Below are 19,004 nucleotides of genomic sequence, written 5' to 3'. Positions count from 1 at the left end.
CCCATGCGCCGGTCTCCAGCTACCCCTGAGAACGATCTCGATGCCGACGCCGAGACACCTGCCCGGACAAGCGTCGACGCCGATCACATCGCGGAACTGGAACGCGCACTGACCAGAATCGCGCACATGTTGACCCGGGCCCGCCGCCACGACCGGACCGCGGCGGAGGCCGGCGTGGAGGTCGACCGCGCCAACGTGCCGCTGTTACGGCTGCTCGCCGAGGCCGACGAACCGCTGCGGCTCGGCGAGATCGCCGCCCGCCTCGACGTCGAGGCCCCGCACGTCACCCGCCAGGTGCAGCGGCTGGAACGCACCGGATTCGTGACCCGGGTGCCGGATCCGTGCGACCGCCGAGCGCAACGGGTGCGGCTGACCACCGCCGGCGCCGATGCGGTGGACGCGATCCGGGCGGTGGGCCGCCGGGTCATCCAGGACTGCCTGAGCACCTGGACCTTCGAGGACCTCGCCGCCCTGGCCCGGCTCAATCATCGGATGGTCGACGACTTCCTGAGCAGCGCGGACGATCAGCAGACGCGCTGAACGGGCGAGCGGCCGACGAACACGGCGTCGTCACATCCGGATTCGGCACGGTGCCGCGGCCTCGGTGCTCGGACCGCGCGTCTCGTCCGCTACCGCCTCAGTGTGGCCCGGCGCCGACGTCGCGCCGCAGCACCAGGTCCGGCCACGGCGGGCGCCGCAGGATCGCGAGGGTGGCGATCGTGGCGGCCACCAGGCCGATCGTCTCGCCGAGCAGCGCGATTCGCGTATGGTCCTCGGCCGGTGCCCAGGTCACCGTGCCCTCGCGCACGACGAAAATCCCCACCGGCCGCATCGGCACTCGCGGCCAGCCGCCCGGACGCGCGACGGTGATCACGGTGGTCCCGTCGGCGGTCTCGACCGGAGCGCCGTAGATCGGTGCGTCCGCCACCGTCTCCGGCAGCCGGAAGAATTCACGAATGGTCATCCGATCCCTCCCCTTTCGCACACCACTCGGCATGCTGGGCCGATCTTATGGCGGACAGCGGCGAGGGCCTCGTTCGAGATCGAACGAGGCCCTCGCGCAATCGATTACAGTGCCTTGAGTTCTTCGGTGACGGAGCCGACGGATTTCTTGGCGTCACCGAACAGCATCGAGGTGTGCTCGGCATAGAACAACGGATTGTCGATACCGGCGAAACCGGAGTTCATCGAGCGTTTCAACACGATCACACTCTTGGCCTGATCCACATTCAACACCGGCATCCCGTAGATCGGACTGGACGCATCCTCGCGCGCGGCCGGATTGGTGACATCGTTGGCGCCGATCACCAACGCGACATCGGTGCGACCGAACTCACCGTTGATATCGTCCATCTCCTTCATCGCGTCATAGGAGACCTCCGCCTCGGCCAGCAGCACATTCATATGCCCGGGCATACGACCGGCCACCGGGTGGATCGCGTACTTCACCTCCACCCCCTTGGCCTCCAGCAGCGACGCCATCTCCTTCACCGCGTGCTGGGCCTGCGCCACGGCCATCCCGTACCCGGGGACCACGATCACCTGATTCGCATACGCCATCTGGATCGCCGCATCCGCGGCCGAAGTCGCCTTGGCCTGCTTCGCTTCACCACTACCACCGCTCGAGGCGACCGCGCCACCACCACCGAAGCCACCGGCCACGATCGCCGGAATCGACCGGTTCATCGCCTTCGCCATCAAATTCGTGAGGATCGTGCCCGACGCACCCACGATCATGCCCGCCACGATCATCGCCGTGTTGTTCAACGCCAAACCCGCCGCCGCCGCCGACAACCCGGTGAGCGCGTTGAGCAGGGAGATAACCACCGGCATGTCCGCGCCACCGATCGGCAGCACCACCATCAACCCGAGCACCGCGGCGGCCACCAGCAGCAGCACCATCCACCAGCCCGACACCCCCTCCTTGGTGGCGCCGACACCGATCACGACTGCCGAACCGACCGCGACCACGAACAACAACAGGTTCAACGGCTGCTGAAGTCTCCCGATCCCGATCGGCTTGCCCGGCAGGATCTCCTGCAACTTCCCGAACGCGATCAACGACCCCCAGAACGAGATCGACCCGATGATCGCCGCGAACAGCGACGCGATCACGATATGCACACTCGGCTGCTCGGGCACCCGCGAGAAACTGTGCGTGTCCAGGAACTCCGACCACGCGATCAACGCGACCGTGCCACCACCGACACCATTGAACGCCGCCACCAACTGCGGCATCGCCGTCATCTTCGTGAACCGCGCCGGCGGCACCCCCAACCCGACACCCACCACCAGACCAGCCACGATCACAATCCAGTTGTTCGTGTGCCGGATGGAGATGAACGTCGCCACCACCGCCAGCAACATGCCGAACGCGGCGATCTGATTCCCGCGCACCGCCGTCTTCGGACCGGTCAAACCCATCAGACCGTAGATGAACAACGCGAACGCGACGATATAGAGAATATTGACCAGATTGTCCATGATCTACTTCCCCGCCTTCTCACCAGCGGAATCACCCTGTGCACCGGGCTTCTTCGCCTTGAACATGCCCAGCATCCGGTCCGTCACCACGAAACCACCGATCACGTTCAACGTCCCGAACACCACCGCGACGAACAAGATGACCTGCTCCGCGATCGACGGGTGCGCGATCTTGCCCAGCACCACCAGCGCACCCAGCACCACGATCCCGTGGATCGCGTTCGTGCCCGACATCAACGGCGTGTGCAGAGTGTTGGGAACCTTCGAGATCACCGCGAACCCGACAAACCCGGACAACACCAGGATCGCGATATTCGCCAGCAACTCCGTATACATCAGTTACCCGCCTTCGAATCAGAAGCAGAAGAAGACCCCGAACCCGACTCCACCGCAGGCGAATCAACCGTCGCAGCGGAATCGACCTCGACCACAGCAGCAGTCGCCGCGGCCGGGGCCGCAGGCGCGGCCGGAGTTTCCCGGTCGCGGGTCACGCACGAGTCGGCCAGCACCTGATCACCGAAATCCGGTGCCAGCACACCGTCTTTCACCATCAACTCCAGCAACGCCGCAACATTCTTCGAATACAACTCCGACGCATGCTCCGGCATCGTCGCCGGCAGATTCAACGGCGAACAGATCGTCACACCATGCTTCACCACCGTCTTACCCGGCTCGGTCAGCTCACAGTTGCCACCGGTCTCACCGGCCAGATCCACGATCACGCTGCCCGGTTTCATCCCCTCCACCGCCGCCGCGGTCACCAACCGCGGCGCGGGACGGCCCGGCACCAGCGCGGTCGTGATCACCACATCGAAACCCTTGATCGCGTCTTCCAATGCCTGCTGCTGCCGCGCCTTCTCCTCCTCGGTCAGCTCACGGGCATACCCACCCTCACCAGCGGCATCGATCCCCAGATCCAGCCACTGCGCACCGACGGACCGCACCTGATCAGCCACCTCCGGCCGCACGTCATACCCCGTCGTCCGGCCACCGAGCCGTTTCGCCGTCGCCAACGCCTGCAACCCCGCCACCCCCACCCCCAGCACCAGCACCGTCGCCGGTTTCACCGTCCCCGCCGCCGTGGTCAACATCGGGAAGAACCGCGTCGACTCCGACGCCGCCAGCAACACCGCCTTATACCCGGACACATTCGCCTGCGACGACAGCGCATCCATCACCTGCGCTCGCGAAATCCGCGGAATCGCCTCCACCGCAAACGCCTGCACCCCGGCAGCCTTCAACACACCGATCTTGGTATCCGCATCACGCGGCGCCAGGAAGCCGATCAGCGTCTGCCCCGCCGACAACCTCGCGATCTCCGAATCATTGGGCGGAGCGACCTTCACCACCACCTCCGCAGACCACGGATCACCGATCACCGCACCCGCGGCCACATACGCCTCATCCGAAATCAGCGCACCGAGACCGGCACCCGACTCCACGACCACATCCACACCCAGCTTCACCAGGACAGGAATGATCTTCGGCACCAACGCCACCCGACGCTCATCAGGATTCGACTCCCGAACCACACCGACGCGTGTGCCGTGGGGAACGCTCTGCGTTGTCTCCACTGGTCATCTTCCTTACTCGTAACGGCCTAGCTGGCCCCCACCTCGGTGGTGGGCCGCCGCCGGCGGCCGATCGGGCGTTTCGTAACTTACTCCTCGGTAAGTTAGTGACGATTGTCGCAACTGTACCCGGCTCGCGGTGAGCCTAGCCGAGATCAACATCACATATCCAAGTGAGTATTCTCCCAATTGCCCCTTATTCGGCATGACCTGGGCCACACCCCTATGCCGTAGGGTCACAGCAGTGACGGGCTGTATCTTCTGCCGGATCGTGGCGGGCAACGCGCCCGCCACCGTGGTCCACGAGACCGACACATTGGTCGCGTTTCTCGACATCCGCCCCATCACACGGGGCCACACGCTGGTGGTTCCCAAGCGGCACGCCACCGATCTCGACGAACTCGACCATGACACCGGCGCCGCGATCTTCACGCTGGGACACCGCCTCGCGCAGGCCGTGCGCCGCAGCGGACTCGCCGCCGACGGCGCCAATCTGCTGATGAACGACGGCCGGGCGGCGTTCCAGACGGTGCCACACGTCCACCTGCACGTGGTGCCGCGCCGCCACGGCGACAAGCTCACCTTCGCCAAGGGCTTCCTGCTGCGCCGGCCGCACGAACCCGTGTCCACGGCCGCGGCGATCCGGACCGGCCTGGAGCGATCGGACGGCAGCCGGCCGTGAGGAACCTCCCGATCGAACCCGCCACCATGTCCACCGCCCTGGACGCGCAGTGGACCACGTTGTCGCACACCGTCTCCGGACTCTCGGAGCAGCAGTGGCGCACCTCGTCACCACTGCCCGGCTGGACGGTCTTCGACGTGCTGGCCCATGTGGTCGGCATCGAGTCCATGCTGCTCGGCGAGCCGAATCCCGACATCGACGCCGGTGTGCGCACCCGAGCGCATGTGCGCAACGACATCGGCGCGCTGAACGAGGCCTGGCTCGACACGCTGCGGCCGCTGACCGGAACACAACTGGCCGACCGGTTCGACTCGGTCACGGCCCGGCGCAGAACCGCGCTGACCGCCCTCGACGAGACCGGCTGGCAGCAGTCGATGCCGTCGCCGGTGGGTGTGGTTCCCTATGTGCGCTTCATGCGCACCCGCGTCTTCGACTGCTGGATGCACGAACTCGACATCACCGACGCGCTCGGCCTCGCGCCGAGCGGCCCGGCCGCGGAGTTGCGCGGCGATCTGGCCCTGGACGAACTGGAGGCCGGGATCGGCCGGACGGTGGTCAAGCGTGGCGGCGCGCCCGACGGCCTCCGGCTGGATTTCGAGCTCACCGGGCCGAACGCGCGGACCGTGCACGTCCGGGTCGAGGGCCGCGGGGAGGTGGTCGCGACCCCGGATCGCCCGGCCGACACGGTGATTCGCCTGGATGCCCGGCTGTTCGCCCGGCTCTGCGGCGGCCGGGTCGCCGCCGAGGCGGAACTCGATCGCATCGAACTGTCCGGCGACCGGGCGACCGCACTGCGGATCGTGCACCACCTGGCCTTCACGATCTGATGCGACTTTTTCTGTCCAGCTACCGTTTCGGCGCGCACGAGGACCGGTTCACCGCGCTGGCCGGGCCGCCGGGTCCGGTCGCGGTGATCCCCAATGCCTGCGATGCCTGGCCGGCGGCCTGGCAGGGCGCGATCACCAGCGATCTGAAACCGCTGCGGGACCGCGGTTTCCGGCCAGAGATCGTGGACCTGCGCGATTTCACCGGGCGTGCAGGTGAATTGGAGCGGACGCTGGCCCGGTTCCCGCTGCTCTGGGTGCGTGGCGGCAACACCTTCGTGCTGCGGGCCCGATTCGCTTGCAGCGGAGCCGATGTCGTCGTACCCCGGCTACTGGCCGCGGACGCCCTCGCCTACGCGGGCTACAGCGCCGGCGCCTGCCTGCTCACCCCGGACCTGCACGGCATCGAGGCCGCCGACGACCCGGCCGAGGTGCTGCCCGCCTGCGGCATCGAACCACGCTGGGACGGGCTGGGTCTGGTGGATCACCGGATCGTGCCGCACGTCCGCTCGCCCGGCACCGATCCGGACGGCAGCTGCGACGGCATCGCCGCCCGCTACCGCGCCGAGGGCATCGCGCACTGGGCGCTCACCGACGACGATGCGGTGATCGTCGACGGCGATCGGGTCGAGGTCCTCACCGGACCACGCTGACGATCGCCGGCGGCGCACCCGGGCCGGTCGGCCACCAGCGCCCGGCGCGAACCGGCAGATCTCCCGCCGGTTCGAGGTGAGCGGCGGTGCTCCGGCGATCCCTCAGCCGTTGTCGCCGGTGGGACGGTCGCCGGGTGCGGCGATCCGGCGCACCGCGTCCTTGACCACCGCGCGGGCCTGCTCCGGATCGCCGTCGGGACCCAGCAGAAAGCCGCGCACCTGCGGCACCGCGGAGGGGTAGTTGATCAGGCTCATGAGCAGCATCAGCAGATGGCCGGGCGGCAGGTCCGGGCGGATCAGCCCGCGCCGCTGGGCGGAGTCGACCTTGGTCTTCTTCTCCAGATAGCGCCCGGCCCGGGTCTCGCCGGCGGAGGCGCCCTCCTGGCCGAGTTCGAGCGCCTCCCACATCAGCAGCCGCAGGAATTCCGGGTGGTCGCGGTGGTAGTCGACGTGCTGGTCGACCCACTTGTCGAGGTCGTCGATGTCGGTGCCGACCGCGGCGGCCACATGCACCATGGCCTTCTCCAGGACCTGGTGGAACAGCTGCTCCTTGTCGCCGAAATAGGCATAGATCAGCTGCTTGTTGGCCTGCGCGTTGCGCGCGATGCGGTCGACGCGGGCGCCGGCGATCCCGTAGGCGGCGAACTCCTGGGTCGCCGCCTCGAAGATGCGGGCCTTGGTCGCCTCGGGGTCTCTCGGCGGCATGTACCGATGGTAAACAACCAACCAGTTGACAGGAGATTCGCGGCGAGGGAATAGTTGCAACCAACCGGTTAGTTACAGACCTCGGACCAGCCACCGCGACGACCGGAACCCGCCGGAGCGGAACCGATCCCGATATCCGGACGATTGCCGACCCGGTCGACGCGTGGCCGATCCACCCCGCACGGCGCAACGTGGCGCCGCCCCCCTCGACTCCATGTTCGGGAGCACGACGTGTCAGTCCTCGAAACCCGTTCCGTCCCCTGCACTGCCGCACGAGCTCCGGCCGACGACGGCTTCGCCGCCCGGCGGCGGGTGTTGCCGGTCGTCCTGAGCGCCATGTTCATGGCGATGTTCGACTGGTTCGTCGTCAACGTCGCCGCCTCCTCCCTGCAACACGATCTGCACGCCGGGGAATCCGCGCTGGAGCTGATCGTCGGCGGGTACGGCTTCGCCTATGCCTCCGGGCTGATCACCGGCGGCCGGCTCGGCGACCTGTTCGGTCACCGGCGGTTGTTCGTGCTCGGCATGCTGGCCTTCACCGTCGCCTCGCTGCTGTGCGGGCTGGCGCCCAACGCCTGGGCACTGGTGGCGTTCCGCGTCCTGCAAGGCGCCACGGCGGCGCTGATGGTGCCGCAGATGCTGGCCCTGATCAACATCATGTTCCCGGTGCGGGAACGGCCGCAGGCGATGGCCGCCTTCGGCGCCACCATCGGCATCGGCGCGGTGTCCGGTCAGGTGCTCGGCGGAATCCTGTTGGACGCCAACCTGTTCGGCTGGGGCTGGCGGAGCATCTTCTACATCAACGTGCCCATCGGGCTGGCCGCGGCGGCGCTGGCCGCGCGCTGGCTGCCCGCGCACGAGAAGTCCGCGCACCCGAAGCTGGATCCGATCGGCGCGCTGGGATTCTCCGCGGCGCTGGCCCTGCTGCTGGTGCCGATCACGCTGGGCCGCCCGGAGGGCTGGCCGCTGTGGACCTGGCTGTCGATGGCGGCGGCCGCGCCGGTGCTGGCGCTCACCGTCCGCTACGAGCGCCGGCTCACCGAGCGCGGCGGCGAACCGGTGCTGGACATCTCGATGGTCCGCGCTCGCGGGTTCGGCCTCGGGCTGGTGATCGCGGGTGGATACCTCACATTCTTCGCCGGGTTCATGCTGTGCCTGACCCTGCTGTTGCAGAACGGGCTCGGGCTGTCGCCGCTGGCGGCCGGACTGGCGTTCGCACCGCTGGGCGCCTGCTTCGCGAGCAGCTCGTTCTTCCTGGCCCCGCGGCTGGCGGCACGGATCGGCACCCGGGTCATGGTGGTCGGCACCTGCACCAGCCTGACCGGGCTGGCGATCACCCTCGCGGTGCTGCACTTCGGTGAACCGCACCTGGGGACGCCGGCGTTGATCCCGGGCATGATGATCGTCGGCACCGGCAACGGGCTGACCATCCCCTCGGTCGTCGGCGCGGTGCTGTCCTCGGGCATCCCGCAGCGGCAGGCCGGGATGGCCGCCGGCGTGCTGACCACCGCCCAGCAGTTCGGCAACGCGATCGGCGCCACCGTCCTCGGAGTGATCTTCTTCTCCGCCCTGGGCGCCGGACACCACAGCGGTCGCTACGTCACCGCGATGGAATGGTCCGCGCTGGGTGGCGGCGTGGTGCTCCTGCTGGTGCTGGCCGCGGCGCTGGCGCTGCCCCGCCCGGCGGCAGCCGAGCGCTGATCGTGCATCGGCCGGAACCCGGGCCCAGGGCGGGTCCGGGGTCCGGCCGTGCATTACCGGGGGTGTCGCGGCCTCGTACTACCGCAGGCCGTCGCGGCCGGGCACTGTCGCCGGGGTTTCCGAGGCCGCTCGCGGCAGGGTTTCCGAGGCCGCTCGCGGCAGGGTGCCGGGATCGCTACAGGTACAGGCCGGTGCCGTGCTCGGGCCGTTCGTTGGCGACGGCGTGCAGATCGCGTTCGCGCATCACCAGGTACGCCTTGCCCTGCACCTCGACCTCGAACTGGTCGTCGGCGCTGAACAGCACCCGGTCCCCCACACCCACCGCGCGCACGTGCGAACCCACGCCGCACACTTCTCCCCAGCTCAGACGCTTCGCCACCTGTGCGGTCGCCGGGATCAGGATGCCGCCGCTGCTGCGCCGCTCGCCCTCCTCGGCGGACACACGGACCATCACCCGATCGTGCAGCATCTGAATTTCGAGCTTCGAATCGGACATCGCGGCAGTCTAGCGCGGCGCACCGACTAGGAAATCAAGCGCTCGCTCACCGAACGGGTTTCCCATTCGCCGAACCACCGCCGTCGGGTGAGGTCGCCGGCGGTGCCGAGCAGCACGTCGAGCAGCGCCCGCGGCTCCTCGGTCCATTGCTGTCGCAACTGCGCCGCCACCTCGCGGCCGAACAGGCCCGACCGGTCCACCGCCTCGGCCCACGGCCCGATGTCCCCGACCCGGATCCGCTGCACGACCGCGCCGTCGACCTCGTCGCCGTCGAACAGCGCCACCACCAGATCCCGGATTCCGGGCGAAGCCGTTCCCATGACGCAGGCATCCTTCCGTCGCTGACCCGAGCGGCTGTCCCGCCCCGAAACAACCCACCTTGCACGGAGTCTGACGGTTTTGCCGACTCGTCGCCAGTCGAGCCGGTCGGTACTCGCTACCGTTGAGTGGTGCCTGTTGACGACAATGCTCGTGCCGAGGTCACCGCGGAGGCCGCCCGGTTCCGGTTGCGGGTGGCCGGGGAGGCGCTGCGCCTGTTCGCGGAGCAGGGCTACGAGGCCACCTCGGTCGACGAGATCGCGGAGGCGGCCGGGGTGTCGCGGCGGACGTTCTTCCGGCAGTTCCGGTCCAAGGAGGACGTCGTCTTCGCCGACCACGAAGCACAATTGGCGCAGGCGCGCGCGGATCTGGAAGCGGCCCGATCCGATCCGTGGACAGCGGTGTGCGAGGCCGTGGTCGGGGTTTTCGAGAGGTTCACGCGGACAAGGGAACTGGCCGCACAACGGTACCGGGTGGTGCGGCAGGTCCCGGCCCTGCGGGATCGCGAGATCGTGACGGTGTTCCGGTACGAGCGCCTGTTCACCGACTATCTGCGCGATCGCCTGCCCGAGGCGCCGGATCTGGCGATGGTGCAGTTCAGCGCCGCCGTGACGGCCACCCACAACTATCTGCTGCGCCGGATGGTGCGCGGCGAGAGCGAGGCGACGGCGGCGGATCTGCGGGCGGCCCTGGCGGCCGTCCCGCGCGGCGATCGCGGGGCCGAGGAGGTGGTGGTGGCGGTGTTCCCGCGCGACATGCCGCCGCGGCAGGTCGCCGAGTTGCTGTCGTACCGCCTGGGTAGCCTGTGACGGTGCTCACAACCACCCGCTAGGTAGACATGGCACTCAGTGCCAGCCAGTGCAGGGCAGTCTCCGCGCGCAGGGTCACCACCTGGCGGCGTATACTCGAATGCAATGGCACTCGGTGCCGACATGCTGGAGCTTCGCGTCGTCACGCGATCCGACCCACGACCAGGAGTGAACCCATGGCGGGCAATCCCGACTTCGGACTCTTTCAGCTGGACGACGTCCACCACGAGCTGCGCGCGGCCATCCGCGCCCTCGCCGAGAAGGAGATCGCGCCCTACGCGAAGGACGTCGACGGGCAGGCCCGCTTCCCGCAGGAGGCGCTGAACGCGCTGAACGCGGCCGGCTTCAACGCCGTGCACGTCCCCGAGGCGTACGGCGGCCAGGGCGCCGACTCGGTCGCGACCTGCATCGTGATCGAGGAGGTGGCCCGCGTCTGCGGTTCGTCCTCGCTGATCCCGGCGGTCAACAAGCTCGGCACCATGGGCCTGATCCTGAAGGGTTCGGAGGAGCTGAAGCAGCGCGTGCTGCCCGATATCGCGGGCGGCCTGATGGCCTCCTACGCGCTGTCCGAGCGTGAGGCCGGTTCCGACGCCGGCAGCATGCGCACCCGCGCCCGCCGCGACGGCGACGACTGGGTGATCAACGGCTCCAAGTGCTGGATCACCAACGGCGGCCAGTCCACCTGGTACACGGTCATGGCCGTGACCGACCCGGAGAAGGGCGCCAACGGCATCTCCGCGTTCATGGTGCACAAGGACGACGAGGGCTTCGTGGTGGGCCCGCTGGAACACAAGCTCGGCATCAAGGGCTCGCCGACCGCGGAACTGTACTTCGAGAACTGCCGCGTCCCCGGCGACCGGATCATCGGCGCCGAGGGCACCGGCTTCAAGACCGCGCTCGAGACCCTCGACCACACCCGCCCGACCATCGGCGCCCAGGCCGTCGGCATCGCCCAGGGCGCCCTGGACGCCGCGCTGGCCTACACCAAGGACCGCAAGCAGTTCGGCACGGCCATCGCCGACTTCCAGAACACCCAGTTCATGCTCGCCGACATGGCGATGAAGGTGGAGGCCGCCCGGCTCATGGTCTACACCTCGGCCGCCCGCGCCGAACGGGGTGAGAAGAACCTCGGCTTCATCTCCGCGGCCGCCAAGTGTTTCGCCTCCGACGTGGCCATGGAGGTCACCACCGACGCGGTCCAGCTGTTCGGCGGCGCCGGCTACACCACCGACTTCCCGGTGGAGCGGATGATGCGCGACGCCAAGATCACCCAGATCTACGAGGGCACCAATCAGATTCAGCGCGTGGTCATGTCCCGGGCTCTGCTCAAGGGCTGATTCGCTGATCTTGACGGCTTGGTGGCAGACCTGGGTTCGCATCTCAGGCCGCCTCCAGGCCGTCATCTGACGTAGGCCGTCCGAACACAGCATCAACGGCCTGGCGTGCCCGGTCGTGACTGGACGACACGAGGTGTGTGTACGTGCGCAGGGTGAAGCCAGGATCGGCGTGGCCCAGGTACTCAGCGAGTTCCTTGATCGACACCCCGCGAGAGAGCAGCGTCGAGGCGTAGAAGTGCCGGAGCGCGTGCATGCCATCGGCGCGCTTCCGGTACTCGATCTCAGCTTCCCGAAACGCGGCCTGCCACACGACCTTGGTGAACAGGTCTCCTGTGTACAGCCGTGCATCCGCTCCGGTCACCATCAGCCGAGCAGTCACCTGGTCCCCATCCGCACGCGCCCACGGCAGATTCACGGTGGCCGGCGGGTACTTCTTCATATGCGCGTCGAGTTCGGCGAGCACACCCACCGACAACGGCACGGTCCGGGTCTTGCCCCCCTTGGGCAACGCGAACATCATCACACCGCCAACGGTCTTGATCTGGCGCGCCACGGTCAGAATCAGGCCATTGCGATCGATGTCGTCCGGCGAAACGCCGAGTATCTCACCCTGCCGAAGTCCGAGACCGGACCCGAGAGGCACGATCACCGAGAACCGATCATCCAATCCACCACGGACCGATCGAAGCTTATCCTCTTTCCACACAACAACTTTCGGCGATGAAGCCTCAGGCCGGCGCACGGTCTTGGCCTGACAGGGATTGTCGCGGATCAGCCGATCCTCCCTGGCGGAGTCCAGCACCGCCGACACAATCGTGAACAGCGCCGCCTTGTAGTTCTCGGAGAGCTTGCGTTCCTCCAGCTTGCCCAGCCAATCGCGAATCGCCGCCGGATTCATGCGGCCGATGAACATGTCACCGAACGTCGGATAGATCTGCCGCTCAAGCCGACTCCGCAGCGCCTCACGAGTGGCCGGGTCCGGCGACTGTCCCTTGAACCAGTTCTCGGCCTGTTGCCGAAAGGTCTTCCGCGAAGCCCGCGGGTCGATGTACTTGCCCTCGCGCTTATCGGATTCGATCTCGATCAGGAAGTCATCGGCCTGCTTTTTCTTCTTGTCCGCGAACGACTTTGAGCGTTCCGCGCCATCAGGATCGATGTACCGCACACGGTAACGGAGACCCTTGCCGAACAGCTCAGTCGGCTCAAGTTCCGGTTTGCCACGCCGGTTGAGCATGACGTTTCCCGCGTCGTCACGCTTCGGCCGGTACCAGCGATCTTCTACATGTGCCATCTCAGGCAGCCCTCGAATTCGAGTCCACCCATGCCCTGAGCTTGCCCGGGTGATAGCGGAGACTCCGACCTACCGTCGTGACCGGCGGACCTTCGCCGAGCCACTTCCACTGGTACAGCGTCTTGACCGACATCCCCAGGAAGTACGCCGCTTCCGCGGCTGTCCACAGCCGGTTGTCCGGTAGCTCCATTCCAACCCTCCCCTATGCCGCAGCCGGTATATCCGAAACCTGTTGCGCCCCTGGTGGACCCATGAGTCCGAGCGCTTGGTTGTAGTCGTTCTGCCATGTCGTCCGGTCCGCGATGGCACCAAAGATGAACTGCTCACGGGTCGGGACGTCCGGGTCCGCAGGTTCGGCGAGGCGGATGATCCAGCCTTCGGACTGGGCTTGCTTGACCTTCCCGACCTTCGCCAGGACTTGCCGAACGAATTCGATCCGGTCCGCCTTGTGATCGGGCAGGGTCTTGTTGCTCCACCGCCGCGACACCAGCACCCGCCGACCCCGGATACCGAGGGTGTCGCGCTTGTGCGCGTTGCTCTTGCACCGGCCCGGCTGCATCTTGGCCTTCGCGTTCCGCGGAGAGATCCCGTACCGCAGCCACACCGCGCACGTCGGAGAACACGGGGTCCGCTGCAACTCCGCATGCAACCGGTCGTAGTGCCGCCGGGTCCGCTCGTTCGGCGGCTCCAGCACTTCCCCGATGGACTTGGTCAGGTACTTCGTGAGGTAGCCGATCAGCCGGTTCGCGTCCTTCGTCCCGGCGAGCACGCCCTTGGCCTTGTTCGGCCGGACCGGGCCGTATTCCCCGTCCGCGTCCACATGGTCATCGACGCCGATGTCGCGGGTGTCGGCCTGGACACCCCAGCGGATCACGTGCGCCGGTTCCACCTCGTCCACCGAATCCATCACCGCGCGGGCGTCATCGAAAGAGGTCAGCGGGTGGCCGGTGTCGGGGTCCACGAATCCGCCCGCCCGGTGGTCCCATTCGGGCATCCGGTCGCCGGTGTAGACCTCGTGGTCGAAGTGCGGCCACCACACCTGGTGATAGGTCGCCGCGAGAATCTGGCCGATCAGCTCGTGCGGGTCGGTGCCGCGGACCGCGAGATGGACGTGCGGGGCACCGCGACGCTGCGGCTCGATCGCGGCGAAGTACTGCACATCACGGCCGGTCGCCCGCCGCCAATTCTGGATCGTCCGATCGAACAACTGAGGGAAGAAGATCGCATCCCGGGCCGCCTGCCGGTAGTCGTAGCTGTCCGGGTCCACCGGCGACCCGTCGCCGCAGGGCTCACCCTTCCTGTTGACCGCGCCCGTGGAATGGCAACGGCCATACGAGCCCAGGGTGAACGTCGCGAACATCGACGGCTGATACCGGCCCGCATAGGTCCGGCCGGTCGTGTCCTTCGACACCTTCTTGCGAGGCAGATCCGGGGCGTCCTGCCGGCGACGGGTCGACTTCACCGCACGCCGTTTCGCCACCGCGTCGATACCGGGGATACGGCCACGCAGTCCCGTGTCGCGGAGTTCCCGGTCCAGGTCGGCGATCACCTCCCGGAAGCCCTGCGCGGTCGGCTCGTCATCGGCTTCACGAGCAGCGCGGTACTCGGCGAGCAGGTCCGCCCGCGCGACCAACAGCGCTGTCTGGTGCTCGGTCGGTGGCTGGTGCTCGTCGGTGGGATTGGCGGTCATGTGCCAGCCCTCGTGGCACTGGGTCACCCGCAACGCCTTCGCCTTCGCCGCACACGCCGGGCAATCCGACTCGCGTGTCGTCTTACACGCCGCCCCCACATATTTCGAGTCACCGGAGGCAGGATGGAACGCGCGCATCGGGATCGGACGCTTGCACACCTTGAACTTCTCCGCCGCGCCCTGGGCAATCTCCAGCATGTTCGGCCGGGCACGCCGGTCCGCCGCCGTGAGACGGACCGGGGTGTCTCCGTCCAGATCCACCGGATCGGTCACGCCACCTCCTCCACCGGAGTGACCGGGCGGAACCGCTTCGGCTCCTGCACCCGGTGCGTGAAGTCGTAGTAGGTCCGCTCGTTATAGCCGGACCAATGCCCGTCCTCGAACACCTCCACCCCCTTCGCCGACACCCGCAGCCGACGCCGCACCACCGGGGCCACATGGACCAGGCCGAAAGCGCACGTGCAGCCCTGGGGACCGGAGAACGCCAGCCCGGTACCGTCACACTGGCGGCAGGTCCGCCACTGGGAAACCTCGTGCAAGGCAACACAATCCGGGTCCGCGCAATCCGCGATGCCGCACCAGATGCAGCGGTTGGCGAACGTCAACCGAGGAGGACGCAGCACCGCCTCAGCCCGAGCGGGCAGCGGGATCAGCTTCGCGGGGCTCATGATCACAGCCCCCAAATTGTCAGTCGATTGTGTCGTCAAGGCGCTCATCGGTTCCATCCCCTCTAGCTGTTATATACCACCCTAGTGCACCATAGTGCAGAACGCAATGGGGGTGACCTAACCGATATATGGCGGCCTAGGTCAGGTTCGCTATACTCAGATTGTGACCACCCCGAAAGGCGCCACCGCGCCATATCTCCAGGTCGTTGCGGACATTCGCAAGAAGATAGAGTCCGGCCAGCTCAGACCGGGCGACAGGATTCCGTCGCAACGAACAATTGCTACCGACTACCAGGTAGCCCCCATGACCGCCTCGAAGGCGATCCGTACTTTGTGCGACGGAGGATGGGCCACGTCGGTGCCGTCGCTTGGCGTCTTCGTCAGCGAGGCCCCGCCGGCATCCGAAGCGGCATCCGTCGAGGAATTGCGCGATGAGGTCCGTGAACTTCGAGACCTGGTTACCGGACTGACCGCGCGTGTCGACCGAATCGCCAATCAGGCCAACGAAAGTTGACCACCGGTCAGGGCCTCGGCGTAGTCGGGTTTCAGCAGGCCAGCAGTAATTCCACCGGCCTGTTGTAGTCCCGGCCGTAGTACCGCAACGCCGGCGCGACGTGGCGGTGTCCGGCCAGCCGCAGCAGCGACATCGTCGTGTTCCGCAGGATCGCCATGACATGCCCGGCGGCACCGGTGCGGGCCTGGTGCCGGTCCTCGTCGAACGTCACGTCCCTGACGTGATGCACTCGGTTCTCGATCGACCAGTGCCGCCGCAAATAGTCGGCGATCACGTGATGAGCGGCGTCACCGACGGTCAGGCTCGTCACCACGAACACCGTCTCCCGGGTCTGGCGCCGCATCTTTCGATGCTTCGACATCACGGTGCGAGTGCGGTGGATCCGCAGAACCTGTGCCGCACCGGGGAATCCGATCCCCGACGCGATCCCGGTCGCTTTCACCGTGCGGGTCTCCCGGCGGCCGTGCGCGGGCTTGCCGGTCGACTTGTCGAGCACCGGCACGTCGTCCCACGGCAGCTGCTTCAACTGTTTACGCAGGTTGGGCTGATTTCCCTTCACGCAGAGGATGTAGTGGGCGCCCGCTTCGACGATCGAATGCGCCGTCTCACGGCAGGTATGGGCGGCATCAGCGGTGATGACGCATCCGGCGATGTTCAACGCGGACAACAGCTTCCGCAGCATCGGCACCTCGCTGGTCTTGTCCGCTACCGCGACCTGCGCCACGACCACGCCGGTGGCCTGGCAGATCCCCGACAACAGATAGGTCAGATGCCCGGCGGCGTCACGGGCACCACGCAGGGCTTTCCCGTCGAAGGAGATGACTTTCGCGCCGCCGATCACGCTGACCCGCAACCACATCCACGCGCCGATCAGCTGGTCGAGCTGGTCGGTGTCCAGGCGCTGCAGCAACCGCCGGATCGCGGACTCGCTCGGCGCGCGACGGGTGAACCCGAGCCGGGCCGACACCGCGGTGGACGCGTCGGCAGCCCACTCGCCGATCGCGGTGAACGAGCGAGCGCCGGCGGCGGTAGCGGCCAGAGCGAGCAGCAGGACCGAGGTCAGGTCGTAGCGGCGGCCGCGGGCGTCGCGGGGATCGGGGACCTGTCGGAGGACATCGAGCAAACTGCCGGCAGCGTTGGCCGGATCCTGTTCGAGCGGAACGTTGTCCAGCTCGATCGTGGTGGGCGCGGCAGGGCATACTTGTACGGCGGGCACGGGTCTCCGAGAGTGATGTCAGGCGTAGGAACCTTCATCTTCCTCGAGTCACTCGTGTCCGCCCAGCATCTCAAACCGTGTGTCACGCAACCAGTTTCCCCAGATCAGCGGATCGGTACCCGACTACGCCGAGGCCCTGGACCACCGGTGACTACGCATCGCTTCCATGAAGCAACTATCTCGGGTAGCTACAACCGTCAACCAGTGTCGAGAGGGTGCGGACACGGTGCTATCCGGGGGTGATGTGATCGTGTCACCCAGATGTCACCATCGCTCAACACTATGCCCAGCAACGGCGCGGCGGAGAGAATCTAACCCGCTAAGCCAAAGTGAACAAGTCCTACCTTGAGGAGTGGGTTACCAGTGGGCAACCAACCGGAATGGGCACGGCGCATACGGGCACTGCGCGAGGCCCGCGGATACTCGCAGTCCGAGGCCGCAGAGACGATGCGGCGGCACTCAGACCGTCAACTCCCCGAAGCTGATCACCTCCTTCGGCGATGGAAGGCTTGGGAGCTGGGAGAGAACAAGCCCAGTCGTGAATACGCTCGGGTTATAGCGCAATGCCACGTAGGGTAAGTGGTGCGTCCGTGTGGTTTGTCATGCGGCGGGTAGGCGTCGCAGGTTGATGGTGGCCGGGCCGGTGTGTCGGATTCCTTTGTCGCACTTGCGTTTTATCAGGTAGGCGTTGTGACGTCCGCGTTTGATCTTGCGTGGGTAGCTGCGGTGGCGCCGGGGTGGGTTGAGCCGGGTAGTGATCTCAGTGGCGACCGAGGCGGTCACGTCGGGGTCGGTCCAGCGGTGAGGGGGGAAAAGCCGCCGTGCCGGTGGCGGTGCGGCGGATGATGTTGAGTGCGTGGATGAACGATATTCGGTCGGGGTCCAGGTCGGCGGCTTCGGCGGCGCGGGCCATGACCGCGGCGATGGCGTAGTGGACGGTCAGCCACGCCCAGATCTCCTGATGGACCAATTCCGGCGACTTCGACCGGAGTACGGCGCCGGGGCCGCGGAGGTGGGTTTTCAGCTGGTCGTTCGCGGTTTCGTGTTCCCAGCGCTCGTGGTAGGCGCCGGCGATCTGGTCGGCGCGCACGGCCGCGGGATCGGTGAGGGTGGTCAGCAGCACGATCAGCTCACCGTCGGGATTACGGTCGGGCACATCGTATTCCACGACGCGCACCAGGTGCGCGTCCTCGGCTTCGTCGAGGTCCTCGCCCGCGGCCGCGGCGGCCAGGATCGCTGCACGCCGCCGTTTCGACTGCACGGCAGGATCGATGAGTACCGACACGTAGGTGCCGTCCGCATGTACCCGCACCACCGGCAGGCGCAGATTGGTCGGTGCTCGCCACACCAGTTCGGCCCCACCGGCTTTCGCGGCCGCCCACGCATCGAAGGAGTAGAAACCCCGGTCCGCGCACAAGATCTCGTCACCGAGCAGCCGCGGATACAACCGGGCAGCCGCGGCACGTTCCCCGACAGTGATCGCGGTAACCTCCGCGGCCAGAAAAACATGCGTACCGCACTCGCTCAACGCGACCACCCGCGCTTTCGGATAGGTCGAGCGGTTGTCCCCGGACCCGTGATACCCGAATTCGGCCACATTCGATTCGGTGTCAGCCACGTCCACATCGAAACCGTCGATGGCCACCAGCCGGCGCCCCGCCAGCCACGCCCCCCGCGTCGCCGGAGTCGCCACCGGTGCGGCAACCGACTCGAACACCCGCTCGAGAACCTTGGGCCCCAACCGTTTACGCGCCTGGGTGATCCCCGATGCCGTCGGCGGCGACCAGCCCGCATCCCAGCAACCCCACCGGGTCAGCGCCCCGGTCACCTTCACCGCGACCTCCTCATAGGAATCGCCGCCGAACAGGCACAACGCCATCGTCAGATACGCCACCACATGCGGAGGCAACTTCCCGCCCGACCGCTGCGCACGCGCCCCGCACACCATGACCGCATCCTCCACCCGAGCCCGGTCCACAACCCCTGCCAGCACACCCAGCGACACCATGTCCGGCGTCGCCACCACCACGTCCGTCACCCCCGAG

General features: G+C 67.3%; 21 protein-coding genes. 8 read left to right on the top strand and 13 right to left on the bottom strand.

Features of this window, described 5'->3' with window-relative positions:
* Positions 1-3 precede the first annotated feature (3 nt).
* Positions 4-540, top strand: a complete 537-nt coding sequence (locus LBW94_RS33690) for a MarR family winged helix-turn-helix transcriptional regulator (protein ID WP_225062573.1) — start codon at positions 4-6, stop codon at positions 538-540.
* Positions 541-637: 97 nt separating this feature from the next.
* Here LBW94_RS33690 and LBW94_RS33685 read toward each other — a convergent pair whose 3' ends face one another.
* From LBW94_RS33685 to LBW94_RS33670, 4 genes are all read right to left on the bottom strand, one after another.
* On the bottom strand, positions 638-964 hold the full coding sequence (locus tag LBW94_RS33685; protein WP_225062574.1) for a hypothetical protein: 327 nt from the start codon (positions 962-964) through the stop codon (positions 638-640).
* A gap of 104 nt (positions 965-1,068) precedes the next feature.
* A complete protein-coding gene (locus LBW94_RS33680; RefSeq protein WP_225062575.1) occupies positions 1,069-2,484 on the bottom strand; it encodes an NAD(P)(+) transhydrogenase (Re/Si-specific) subunit beta in 1,416 nt (471 codons plus the stop codon).
* Between the two features lie 3 nt (positions 2,485-2,487).
* Positions 2,488-2,820, bottom strand: a complete 333-nt coding sequence (locus tag LBW94_RS33675) for an NAD(P) transhydrogenase subunit alpha (protein ID WP_225062576.1) — start codon at positions 2,818-2,820, stop codon at positions 2,488-2,490.
* On the bottom strand, positions 2,820-4,058 hold the full coding sequence (locus LBW94_RS33670; protein WP_225062577.1) for a Re/Si-specific NAD(P)(+) transhydrogenase subunit alpha: 1,239 nt from the start codon (positions 4,056-4,058) through the stop codon (positions 2,820-2,822). Before LBW94_RS33670 ends, LBW94_RS33675 begins: the two co-directional genes overlap by 1 nt.
* Positions 4,059-4,299: 241 nt before the next feature.
* On the opposite strand from LBW94_RS33670, the gene LBW94_RS33665 reads away from it, so the two are divergent.
* The 3 genes from LBW94_RS33665 to LBW94_RS33655 are packed head-to-tail and all read left to right on the top strand — an operon-like array spanning position 4,300 to position 6,214.
* Positions 4,300-4,737 carry an HIT family protein gene (locus LBW94_RS33665; protein WP_225062578.1) on the top strand — a complete coding sequence of 146 codons (438 nt, stop codon included), beginning with the start codon at positions 4,300-4,302 and terminating at the stop codon, positions 4,735-4,737.
* Complete coding sequence (locus LBW94_RS33660) at positions 4,734-5,564, top strand: maleylpyruvate isomerase family mycothiol-dependent enzyme (RefSeq protein ID WP_225062579.1); 831 nt, start codon at positions 4,734-4,736, stop codon at positions 5,562-5,564. The genes LBW94_RS33665 and LBW94_RS33660 overlap by 4 nt, the downstream gene beginning before the upstream one ends.
* Entirely contained in the window at positions 5,564-6,214 is a 651-nt protein-coding gene (locus LBW94_RS33655; protein WP_225062580.1) for a Type 1 glutamine amidotransferase-like domain-containing protein, read from the top strand. The genes LBW94_RS33660 and LBW94_RS33655 overlap by 1 nt, the downstream gene beginning before the upstream one ends.
* A 102-nt stretch (positions 6,215-6,316) precedes the next feature.
* On the opposite strand, the gene LBW94_RS33650 is transcribed toward LBW94_RS33655, so the two are convergent.
* Entirely contained in the window at positions 6,317-6,919 is a 603-nt protein-coding gene (locus tag LBW94_RS33650) for a TetR family transcriptional regulator (RefSeq protein ID WP_323137992.1), read from the bottom strand.
* A gap of 231 nt (positions 6,920-7,150) precedes the next feature.
* On the opposite strand from LBW94_RS33650, the gene LBW94_RS33640 reads away from it, so the two are divergent.
* On the top strand, positions 7,151-8,620 hold the full coding sequence (locus LBW94_RS33640; protein ID WP_225062581.1) for an MFS transporter: 1,470 nt from the start codon (positions 7,151-7,153) through the stop codon (positions 8,618-8,620).
* Positions 8,621-8,795: 175 nt separating this feature from the next.
* Here LBW94_RS33640 and LBW94_RS33635 read toward each other — a convergent pair whose 3' ends face one another.
* Together LBW94_RS33635 and LBW94_RS33630 are read right to left on the bottom strand one after the other, a co-directional pair.
* A complete protein-coding gene (locus LBW94_RS33635; protein WP_225062582.1) occupies positions 8,796-9,116 on the bottom strand; it encodes a GroES family chaperonin in 321 nt (106 codons plus the stop codon).
* Between the two features lie 26 nt (positions 9,117-9,142).
* Entirely contained in the window at positions 9,143-9,436 is a 294-nt protein-coding gene (locus LBW94_RS33630; RefSeq protein WP_225062583.1) for a hypothetical protein, read from the bottom strand.
* A 129-nt stretch (positions 9,437-9,565) separates the two neighbouring features.
* Here LBW94_RS33630 and LBW94_RS33625 point away from each other — a divergent pair, with 129 nt between their 5' ends.
* Together LBW94_RS33625 and LBW94_RS33620 are read left to right on the top strand one after the other, a co-directional pair.
* Positions 9,566-10,243 carry a TetR family transcriptional regulator gene (locus tag LBW94_RS33625; protein WP_225062584.1) on the top strand — a complete coding sequence of 226 codons (678 nt, stop codon included), beginning with the start codon at positions 9,566-9,568 and terminating at the stop codon, positions 10,241-10,243.
* Between the two features lie 176 nt (positions 10,244-10,419).
* Positions 10,420-11,580, top strand: coding sequence for an acyl-CoA dehydrogenase (locus LBW94_RS33620; RefSeq protein ID WP_225062585.1), 1,161 nt, complete (start codon positions 10,420-10,422; stop codon positions 11,578-11,580).
* A gap of 43 nt (positions 11,581-11,623) precedes the next feature.
* Here LBW94_RS33620 and LBW94_RS33615 read toward each other — a convergent pair whose 3' ends face one another.
* The 4 genes from LBW94_RS33615 to LBW94_RS33600 form a co-directional block, all read right to left on the bottom strand.
* Positions 11,624-12,871, bottom strand: coding sequence for a tyrosine-type recombinase/integrase (locus LBW94_RS33615; protein WP_225062586.1), 1,248 nt, complete (start codon positions 12,869-12,871; stop codon positions 11,624-11,626).
* A gap of 1 nt (position 12,872) precedes the next feature.
* A complete protein-coding gene (locus LBW94_RS33610) occupies positions 12,873-13,061 on the bottom strand; it encodes a helix-turn-helix transcriptional regulator (RefSeq protein WP_225062587.1) in 189 nt (62 codons plus the stop codon).
* A 12-nt stretch (positions 13,062-13,073) separates the two neighbouring features.
* The gene (locus tag LBW94_RS33605) at positions 13,074-14,759 is read right to left on the bottom strand and encodes a replication initiator (protein ID WP_225062591.1); all 1,686 of its coding nucleotides are present in this window, start codon (positions 14,757-14,759) and stop codon (positions 13,074-13,076) included.
* Positions 14,760-14,830: 71 nt separating this feature from the next.
* Positions 14,831-15,277, bottom strand: coding sequence for a hypothetical protein (locus LBW94_RS33600; protein ID WP_225062588.1), 447 nt, complete (start codon positions 15,275-15,277; stop codon positions 14,831-14,833).
* Between the two features lie 115 nt (positions 15,278-15,392).
* Here LBW94_RS33600 and LBW94_RS33595 point away from each other — a divergent pair, with 115 nt between their 5' ends.
* On the top strand, positions 15,393-15,743 hold the full coding sequence (locus LBW94_RS33595) for a GntR family transcriptional regulator (RefSeq protein ID WP_225062589.1): 351 nt from the start codon (positions 15,393-15,395) through the stop codon (positions 15,741-15,743).
* A gap of 31 nt (positions 15,744-15,774) precedes the next feature.
* On the opposite strand, the gene LBW94_RS33590 is transcribed toward LBW94_RS33595, so the two are convergent.
* Positions 15,775-16,959 (bottom strand): ISAs1 family transposase, encoded by a 1,185-nt coding sequence (locus LBW94_RS33590; protein ID WP_266271868.1) that lies wholly within the window; start codon positions 16,957-16,959, stop codon positions 15,775-15,777.
* A 760-nt stretch (positions 16,960-17,719) separates the two neighbouring features.
* On the bottom strand, positions 17,720-18,997 hold the full coding sequence (locus tag LBW94_RS33585) for an IS4 family transposase (protein ID WP_225062805.1): 1,278 nt from the start codon (positions 18,995-18,997) through the stop codon (positions 17,720-17,722).
* Between the last annotated feature and the right edge of the window lie 7 nt (positions 18,998-19,004).

Origin of the sequence: Nocardia sp. alder85J, from assembly GCF_020176955.2 — a bacterium.
GTDB lineage: Bacteria > Actinomycetota > Actinomycetes > Mycobacteriales > Mycobacteriaceae > Nocardia.
Note: the sequence above shows the minus strand (reverse complement) of the source record. Positions and strands in the feature narration are given on the sequence as shown.